Source organism: Synechococcus sp. R8-2, from assembly GCF_047461715.1.
Lineage (GTDB): Bacteria > Cyanobacteriota > Cyanobacteriia > Thermostichales > Thermostichaceae > Thermostichus.
The window spans coordinates 1-8,512 of sequence record NZ_JANSHQ010000244.1; the positions used below are offsets into that span (position 1 = coordinate 1).

Below are 8,512 nucleotides of genomic sequence, written 5' to 3' on the forward strand. Positions count from 1 at the left end.
AGCAAACCAACTTCGGAAGCAGGACGGGTTGATAAGTAATAAAGAGGTCTCCACTATCTGCTCTATGCTACACTTCCCAGCTTCTAGCGAATGGGTTGGCATATCCCTCTCTCCTTCCTCTTGAATACTTGTATCCTATTTTTAATAGGCTGTAGCAACAATGTGAGTCTAAAGAAAGGTGTACTCGTCGTAAAGGGATCCCTTGAACAAAGCGCCGTTCAGGTTAGCTCCCCGCAGGTTGGTGCCCCGCAAGTCGGTTTGGCTCAAGTTGGCTTCCTGCAAGTCTGCTTCTCGCAAATCAGCTCCTCTTAAATCCGCTCCGGTCAAGTCCGCTTGCTGCAGGTAGGCTCGGCGCAAATACGCATCTGCAAGGTTAGCTCGGGCCAAGCTCCAGCCGGAACGCGGCTGGTTGAGAACCCGCCAAACTTGTTTCCACTTGGGATCCAATTGGGTCTGGGCGTCTAGGCGTGTCCCCTGCAGGACGGCCTGGCTGAGATCTGCCCCTTGTAGGTTGGCTGAGGTTAAGTCGGCCCCGCCGAGGTGGGCTTCGCGGAGATTGGCGCCGCGCAGATCGGCATGGACAAAGTTAGCCTCTCGCAAATTGGAGCCCTGCAAGTCCGCTTGCAGTAGGCGAGCTTGGCGCAGGTTAGCCTTTTGCAAGGAAGCCCTGCAGAGGATGACTTGGCTGAGGTCTGCATCGGCAAGGTTGGCTTCATCCAATTGGGCCGAGTGGAGATAGCCCCCGCAAAGATTTGCCTCCGACAGATCCCTGCCCACCAGATCTCGTCCTTCCTGCTCCCAGTTGAGGATTTGCCACACCTGGCGCCACTTTTCTGCAATTTGGGTCTCAGGGGTAAGGTGGGCGCTCCGCAGCAGGGATCCCCGCAAGTCCGCTCCCACGAGATTGGCCTGATGCAAATCGGCGTCAGCCAAAACGGCGCTGCTTAGGTTAGCCCCCATCAGGTTGGCTTGGCGCAAGTTGGCTTGCCGGAGATTGGCCTGGCTGAGGTTGGCATGGCTCAAGTCCGCCCCTTGCAGATGGGCTCCCTCAAGGCGGCTATGGCTGAGGTCAGCGTAACAAAGAATGGCTTCAGTTAGGCGGGCATTGTTCAAATCAGCAGCTTTTAGCTGGGCCCGCCATAAGTTAGCCTGACGTAGGTTTGCTCGACACAGATTGGCTTGTTCCAGGAAGGCTTGGCGCAGGTTGGCATTCACCAAGACAGTTCCCACCAAAATGGCCCGGCACAGAACTGCTTCAGCCAGACAAAGGCCAGAGAGGTCGGCCCCGCTGAGGAGGATCCCTTGCAGATCTGCTTGGTAAAGCCCCAGGGCGCTGAGATTCAGCTGCTTGAAATCCCGTTCCCCCTGAGCGTATTGGTGCAGCAGTTGCTGGACGGGGCTGAGCATGATTCCTTATCTACCAAATCCACCAGGAGATCCTGGCCGCGAACACAGACAGGGTAAGCCGATAGGTAGAGGGTGTTACGGCAGCCAAACCACTCGTAGCGGTGATCCCGGATCTGTTTGTAGCCCAGATCCCCCAGAAACTTCAAGCCAGGAAAGTTGCGGTACAGAGCCAGCCACACCTCCCCGCTCGGCAAAAGGGCGGCAATTTGTTCAATGGCAGCGGATCCCTGCCAGCGGCGCTCTGGGTGCTCCAGATCGATGAGAATCATCCCCAGCTCCACCTGCTCCGGTGGGATCCCCCATTGGGCCAGGGTAGAGGTATCTTGCATGGGAGCATAGCAAAACTGCCGTCCGCGATCCAGTTGCTCCAAGAGCTGAACGCCGGTGGCACAGAGGTTGCAGAGGCCGTCGTAGATAACCATGTAGGGCATGGTGGGATCCCTCAGGCGGGCTGACCCAAAATCTGGGCTTGGTACTGGGCTTCGGTAAGCAGTTGCCGAGGCTGCCGCTGCAGGAACACCCGACCCATCAGGTGATCGTATTCGTGCTGAAAGATCCGCGCCGGAAAATCCTGCCAGACCACCCTTTGCTGAACGCCTTCTGGAGTGTAATACTCCACCTCCACTTCGCGGGCGCGGGCCACCAGACCACGGCAATTGGGCACACTCAAGCAGCCTTCCCAACCCAGCACCTGTTCAGAACTGCAAGCCAGCAGACGGGGGTTAACCATCACCAGAGGCTGCATTTGCGGCGCTTCCGGGTAGCGGGGATTGGGACGAGAGGCCACGATCAGCACTTGGAGCAGGGATCCCACCTGAGGAGCAGCCAAGCCCACCCCCTGCGCCTCTTTCAGGGTAGCCAGCATACCTTCTATAAGATCCTGCAAGGCCGGCGTTTTGAACTCCGTCACCGGCTCGGCCACTTGCGTCAGGATGGGATCCCCCAATTGGCGTAGGCGAAAAGTCATGGCTTGCCCCAAGCAATTCTTCTTCTCAGTCTAGCGGGGATCCCTGAGCAGCCTAGCGGCTCTTGCCAGTAGCCACCAGTTCCAGGGCCAGCTTGGAGCGCTTCAGCCCTTCTGGGATGGGGATGGGGTAGTGGCCGGTAAAGCAAGCGGAGCAGAACGAGTTGGGATCCCGGCCCGTGGCAGCCAGCATGCCTTCCCAGCTCAGGTAGGCCAAAGAATCCACTCCAATCTTCTCGGCGATTTCCTCTACGGAATGCTGGGCAGCAATCAACTGATCCTGGCTATCGGTATCGATGCCGTAGAAGCAGGGATGGGTGACCGGGGGGCTGGAAATGCGCATGTGGACCTGGGTAGCCCCCGCCTGGCGCAGGGCCTTGACGATTTTCTGGCTGGTGGTGCCCCGCACAATTGAGTCGTCCACAATAACAATCCGCTTCCCCCGCAGCACGTCCTCCAGGGGGTTGAGCTTCATGCGAATGCCCCGCTCCCGCATGGATTGGGTGGGCTGGATAAAGGTGCGGCCCACGTAGCGATTTTTGATCAGCCCTTCCGTGTAAGGGATCCCCGACTGGCGAGCATAGCCAATGGCCGCCGGCGTGCCGGAATCGGGAACGGAGATCACCCAGTCGGCCTCTGCCGGAGCCTCCTTGGCCAGTTGTTCTCCCAGCCGCACCCGGTAGGAGTAGAGGCTTTCCCCGTGCATCCAACTGTCTGGGCGGGCGAAGTAGATCATCTCGAAGATGCACAACTTGGGGGTGGCCTCCGCCCAACGCACCGATTGCAGCCCCTGACGGCTGATCCACACCAACTCTCCCGGCTCCACCTGCCGCAGAGGGTCGGCCCCGATGATATCCAAAGCACAGGTTTCTGAAGCCAATACATAATGCAGCGGCTCGGCCTCGGGGTGGCTGAGGGTGCCGTCGCTACAGATGATCTCCAGCATCTCTGACTGCAGCAGCTCATCCAGAGCGGGGTTGCTGCTCAAAAGCCCCAACACCAGCGGACGCACCCCATAGGGATCCCGTGCCCCGATCAGGCCCTCTGGCGTGCCGATCACCAGACTAAAAGCCCCCTGACAGCGGCGCAAAGCTTGGCAAGTGGCCGCGATCCAATCTTGACCTTGGTTCACCGCCTGGGCAATGGCGTGGGCAATACACTCGGAGTCGGTGCTGCTGGTTAGGTGCCGGTCGGCGGCCTCCAGTTCCTTCCGCAGCTCTTCCGCATTGACCAAATTGCCGTTGTGGGCCAGAGCCAGCGGCCCCAGGCGAGTCTCCACGATCACCGGCTGAGCATTGGCCACGCGGCTGGATCCAGTGGTGGAGTAGCGGGTGTGACCAACCGCCAGATCCCCGGTCAGTTGGGCCAAGTTCACTTCATCGAAGACCTGGGAGACCAAGCCCATCGCCTTGTGAACCCGGCAAAAGGATCCCTCAAAAGTGGCGATCCCTGCCGATTCTTGGCCGCGATGCTGCAAGGCAAATAGGCCAAAGTAGGCCAGCTTGGCCACCTCCTCTCCTGGAGCCAGGATGCCAAAGACCCCGCAAGCCTCTTGCAGCTCTTCCCGGGCATACCCCGCCCCGCTGATGTTTTCTGAGGGGTACAGGGCATCAACGCCAACGGCAGTCTGCCCCTCTGCTTCTCCACAGCCAGAAGATGGTTCTGCTCCCGCCCTTGCTGCCATGGATCCTCGTCTTGCTGTCACGCTTACCAGTCTAACTCGGCCCAGGTCATTCCCCTCTATCTGGCTTCACCCCCAAAGGGGAAGTCCACAGGTGGGGTTTGCAAAAAGCTAAGACTCTACCTATAGTGTTAGCAGCGTGTAAGCGCTGCTGTGGCTGAGAAGCAGCCTGGCCGAGTTTTTGAGTTGGACACCACCAAGGCTCGGCTCTCCCAGAACCGGCAGGATCCCAAAGCTTTGTGTTGTGAGGAGTCAAACCCCATGAGACAGCAGCCCCATAGGTTCCGTCAGAGCTGGACGTTAGCAGCCTCCTCTGTAATAAGGGCCAGTGTAGCCGCTCTTCTGTCGTTGTCACTTGTGGCTTGCCAAGAAGATGCCGGCGAACAGCCTGCGGTTACCATCACGCCGATAGCGGTGGTGGCTCCAACGCCCACTCCTTTCCTCATCCCCAGTCCTGTCCCTACGCCGCCGCCCACCCCTCTGCCTACCCCGACCCCCACTCCCCTCTTGAATCCTTTCCCCACTCCCAGCCCCTCTCCCACTGCTTCCTTTGCAGCAGAGCCGCCTTCGATTGCCGTGGTGGCCCTGACGGACGCGCGACAGACGGTACCCTTCAACGTGCTGGTGGCCGTGACGACTCCTGCAGGTTTGGGGGCCGGCATCAGCTTCCGGGTGGAAATCCGACAAAGCCCCCTCACCCTCACCTTTGATTTCACTGCCGCTGCCGTCGGCTGTCAGCCCAACAGCAGAGCCTGCATTGGCACCATCCCCATCACCATTCCCACTTCTGCTCCCACCGGGGATTATGAGGTGACGGCAATGGTGGCGGATACCCAGGGCCGAATTGCTTCGGCCAAAGCTCCTTTACGGGTGTTGCCTGCGCCCAGTCCCTCCCCCTCGCCAACGCCGACCGGCACCCCCAATCCCTTTCCCTCGGTATCCCCTTCGCCCAGACCCAGTCCCTCTCCCAGTCCTTCGCCGACGCCCAGCCCCAGAAGCTTCTAACTCCCTCAGGCAGTCTCTCTTGTCGATTCAGGACTAAGGTAGCTCTTGAAGAACTCGCTTCAGGGTGGCGATCAGGTGTTCAATATGGGCTTCCTCGATGATCAAAGGCGGGGAAAGGGCGATGGTATCACCTGTAGTGCGAATCAATACCCCACGTTCGTAGCAGCGCAAAAAAGCTTCAAAAGCCCGCGCTGTCGGTCGGCCAGGGATCCCTTCCAATTCAATTGCCCCCACCAAGCCGAGGTTGCGCACATCGATGACATGAGGCAAGCCCCGTAGGGAATGGAGAGCCTCCTCCCAGAGGGGAGCGAGGTTGGCAGCCCGCTCGAACAAGCCTTCTTCTCGATACAGGTTCAGGGTAGCCAAGCCGGCGGCACTGGCAACTGGGTGGCCGGAGTAGGTGTAGCCGTGGAAAAACTCGATGGGGCTCCAGGACAGCGTCCTGCTGTTGTCCCCTGGACGGTGCAGGTCATCAGCGGAACCAGCAGCCTCCATGAAGGCGCTGTAGATCTCTTGCTTGACGATCACTGCGCCCATCGGGATGGTGCCATTGGTGAGGCCCTTGGCACAGCAAATCAGATCCGGCACCACCCCAAAGTAATTGGCCGCAAAAGGGGATCCCAGACGCCCAAAGCCGGTGATCACCTCATCGAAGATGAGCAGAATGCCGTATTTGTCGCAAATGGCCCGCAGCTTTTCCAAATAGCCCACCGGCGGCAGCAACACCCCCGTTGAACCGGCAACCGGCTCTACGATCACCGCTGCAATCGTGCTGGCATCGTGGAGAGCGACGATCCGCTCCAAGTCTTCTGCCAAGTGGGATCCCCAGCGAGGCAGGCCGCGGCTAAAGGCGTTTTGCTTCAGGTTGTGGGTGTGGGGTAGGTGGTCTACGCCGGGAATGAGGCTGCCGAAAAACTTGCGGTTGTTGGAGATGCCCCCGACCGAGATGCCCCCAAAGCCAACGCCGTGGTAGCCCCGTTCCCGGCCAATCAGCCGCTGCCGGGATCCCTGTCCGCGTAAGCGATGGTAGGCGATGGCCATTTTCAGGGCCGTATCCACCGCCTCAGAGCCAGAGTTGGTGAAAAAAACGTGATCCAGTCCGGCAGGAGTGAGCTGGATGAGCTGCTCTGCCAGTTGAAAGGCTTTGGGATGGCCCATTTGAAAAGCTGGGGCGTAGTCCAGTTGGGCCACCTGCTGTTGGATTGCTTCCACAATCGGGGGACGACAGTGGCCGGCATTCACACACCACAGCCCGGCAGTCCCATCTAGGATTTGGCGGCCATCGTGGCTGGTGTAGTACATGTCTCGGGCGGCCACCAACAGGCGCGGGTTGGCTTTAAATTGCCGATTGGCCGTAAAGGGCATCCAAAAAGGCTCCAGATTCAGCTCCGCTTGCAGGGCGACGGCTGCTTTCTCCAGGGTTTCTTGCATGGCTGGCCCTCCGGCAGTAGACGAGATTTCAAGCTGGCGAAGATGGAATCCCTAGATATTGGATAATTTTGAAAGGGGCTCCATCCTGCTAACGGGAACGATAGAGCAATCCTAATCGGCCTGGGAGGCCTCTGGAAAGTTAGTATTTTCGCTCCTGAGGGGGAAACCGGGTGATCACCACGGGGCGATAGCTGATCTGCGGGGATCCCTCGCGAAAGGCAGCCAAGGTGTGTTGTAAAAACCGTTGATCATCCCGTTGGGGGTAATCTTCCCGCGCGTGGGAGCCACGGCTTTCCCGCCGTTCCAGGGCGCTGGCGAGGATCAAGGCCCCCACCGTCATGAGGTTGTCCAGCTCCAGCGCTTCGATCAGCTCGGTGTTCCACACCTTGCCCCGATCGTCCAAGCGCAAATCCTGCTCGTAACGCTGGCGGATCTGTTGCCATGTTTGGATCCCTTCTTGGAGAACCGATTCGGTGCGGTAGACGCCGCAATGCTCGGTCATGCAATCTTGAAATTGCCGCCGCACCTGATCAATGCGGCTCTTCCCTGATCGTTCCAGGAGCCCGGCAATCCGGCTGGCGGCCTGTTTGAGTAGGGATCCCTCGTCCACTTTCGGCAAGGCTCGACCTCTGACGGCTTCTACCAGGGCTGCCCCTGTGCGCCGCCCGAAAACAACGCACTCCAGGAGAGAGTTGCTGCCCAGCCGGTTGGCCCCATGCACCGAAACACAGGCCGTTTCACCGGCAGCGAACAGCCCTTCCACACGGGTTTGGGCATCCCGCAGTACCTGCCCCTCCACCGTCACCGGGATCCCACCCATGCAGTAGTGCACCGTCGGTCGCACCGGAATGGGATCGACAACCGCATCGATGCCCAAGTGGCGATGGGCCTCCTCCCAACAGAAGGGCAGCCGAGTGTGGATCTTTTCTGCCCCCAGATGCCGCAGATCCAAGTAGACAAAATCTTTGCCGTCAATACCGCGCCCGGCCCGCACCTCCGTGACAATTGCCCGCGACGTGATGTCCCGTGGGGCCAATTCCATCTGGCTGGGGGCATAGGCGGCCATAAAGCGCTCCCCCTTCCCATTGATCAGATAGGCCCCCTCCCCGCGCACCGCCTCTGAGATCAACACCCCCACCGGATACAGGCCCGTGGGATGAAACTGCACAAACTCCATATCCTGCAGAGGCAGGCCGGCCCGCGCCACCATCGCCATGCCATCGCCGGTGGAAGCAAAGTCGTTGGACGTGGAGTTGTAGATGCGCCCATAGCCGCCTGTAGCCAACATAACCGCCTTGGCCCGCACCACCTCCAGCCGCCCGCTGGCCTGCTCCAACATCACCACGCCCTGGGCTTGGTTGTCCTCCAGGATCAGATCCAGCACATACCATTCGCTGTAGAGCTTGACCCCAAAACGCTTGAGGTTGCTCACCAACTCGTGCAAAATGGCGTGCCCGGTTTTGTCGGCGGCATAACAGGTGCGCGGGTGGCTGTGTCCCCCAAAGGCCCGCTGGGCAATGCGGCCATCCGGCAGGCGGGAGAACAAGACCCCCAAGTGTTCTAGGTCGATGATCACTTCAGGAGCTTCCCGGGCCAGAATCTCCACCGCATCTTGATCCGCTAGGTAATCGGATCCCTTGACGGTATCGAAGGCATGAGCCTCCCAGGAATCTTGCGGATCGACATTTTGTAAGGCGGCGGCAATGCCCCCTTGGGCTGCTACCGAGTGGCTGCGAATGGGATGGGTTTTGGACACCAAGGCCAGGTCGAGGCTGGGATCCCGTCGCATAACCTCCAAAGCCGCTCGGCAACCGGCCAGCCCTCCCCCGATGATGACAATGTCGTGTTCCAGCATGGATGCAGGCAAGCTCTCGCAAAGGATTCCGCCACAGCCAGGATGGCGTTTTCCCATTATGGCCGGCCCCAGCAGCCTCTCCAGCAGCACCTGAGTATAGCTCGTTATCAGCAGCGGTGCGGTGCCGTAGGCTTACCACTTTCTGCTGTAAACTACCCGACTCCGACCG

Annotated in this window: 7 protein-coding genes; 1 reads left to right on the top strand and 6 read right to left on the bottom strand. The window is 59.6% G+C overall.

Annotated features, from left to right (window positions below; all coding sequences use genetic code 11):
• Positions 1-168: 168 nt before the first annotated feature.
• From NW819_RS06515 to purF, 4 genes are read right to left on the bottom strand one after another with little or no spacing between them, the layout of a single operon-like run.
• A complete protein-coding gene (locus tag NW819_RS06515; RefSeq protein ID WP_011433715.1) occupies positions 169-1,407 on the bottom strand; it encodes a pentapeptide repeat-containing protein in 1,239 nt (412 codons plus the stop codon).
• A complete protein-coding gene (locus tag NW819_RS06520) occupies positions 1,341-1,838 on the bottom strand; it encodes a thiol-disulfide oxidoreductase DCC family protein (RefSeq protein WP_414413258.1) in 498 nt (165 codons plus the stop codon). Before NW819_RS06520 ends, NW819_RS06515 begins: the two co-directional genes overlap by 67 nt.
• Positions 1,839-1,849: 11 nt before the next feature.
• Positions 1,850-2,374, bottom strand: coding sequence for a peptide deformylase (gene def / locus NW819_RS06525; RefSeq protein ID WP_011433713.1), 525 nt, complete (start codon positions 2,372-2,374; stop codon positions 1,850-1,852).
• A 52-nt stretch (positions 2,375-2,426) separates the two neighbouring features.
• On the bottom strand, positions 2,427-4,055 hold the full coding sequence (purF, locus tag NW819_RS06530) for an amidophosphoribosyltransferase (RefSeq protein ID WP_414413259.1): 1,629 nt from the start codon (positions 4,053-4,055) through the stop codon (positions 2,427-2,429).
• A gap of 345 nt (positions 4,056-4,400) precedes the next feature.
• Here purF and NW819_RS06535 point away from each other — a divergent pair, with 345 nt between their 5' ends.
• Positions 4,401-5,057: a hypothetical protein gene (locus NW819_RS06535; RefSeq protein WP_414342310.1), complete on the top strand. Its 657-nt coding sequence runs from the start codon at positions 4,401-4,403 to the stop codon at positions 5,055-5,057.
• Positions 5,058-5,090: 33 nt separating this feature from the next.
• Here the strand turns inward: NW819_RS06535 and NW819_RS06540 are convergent, their stop codons facing one another.
• Both NW819_RS06540 and NW819_RS06545 read right to left on the bottom strand, forming a co-directional pair.
• The gene (locus NW819_RS06540; RefSeq protein ID WP_414413260.1) at positions 5,091-6,488 is read right to left on the bottom strand and encodes an aspartate aminotransferase family protein; all 1,398 of its coding nucleotides are present in this window, start codon (positions 6,486-6,488) and stop codon (positions 5,091-5,093) included.
• Positions 6,489-6,627: 139 nt separating this feature from the next.
• Positions 6,628-8,343: a succinate dehydrogenase/fumarate reductase flavoprotein subunit gene (locus tag NW819_RS06545; protein WP_414413261.1), complete on the bottom strand. Its 1,716-nt coding sequence runs from the start codon at positions 8,341-8,343 to the stop codon at positions 6,628-6,630.
• Between the last annotated feature and the right edge of the window lie 169 nt (positions 8,344-8,512).

What these genes read in the sequence shown, in the direction of transcription:
- NW819_RS06515 (WP_011433715.1), bottom strand. Translation starts at nt 1,407, where the DNA reads ATGCTCAGCCCCGTCCAGCAACTGCTGCACCAATACGCTCAGGGGGAA.
- NW819_RS06520 (WP_414413258.1), bottom strand. Translation starts at nt 1,838, where the DNA reads ATGCCCTACATGGTTATCTACGACGGCCTCTGCAACCTCTGTGCCACC.
- def (WP_011433713.1), bottom strand. Translation starts at nt 2,374, where the DNA reads ATGACTTTTCGCCTACGCCAATTGGGGGATCCCATCCTGACGCAAGTG.
- purF (WP_414413259.1), bottom strand. Translation starts at nt 4,055, where the DNA reads ATGGCAGCAAGGGCGGGAGCAGAACCATCTTCTGGCTGTGGAGAAGCA.
- NW819_RS06540 (WP_414413260.1), bottom strand. Translation starts at nt 6,488, where the DNA reads ATGCAAGAAACCCTGGAGAAAGCAGCCGTCGCCCTGCAAGCGGAGCTG.
- NW819_RS06545 (WP_414413261.1), bottom strand. Translation starts at nt 8,343, where the DNA reads ATGCTGGAACACGACATTGTCATCATCGGGGGAGGGCTGGCCGGTTGC.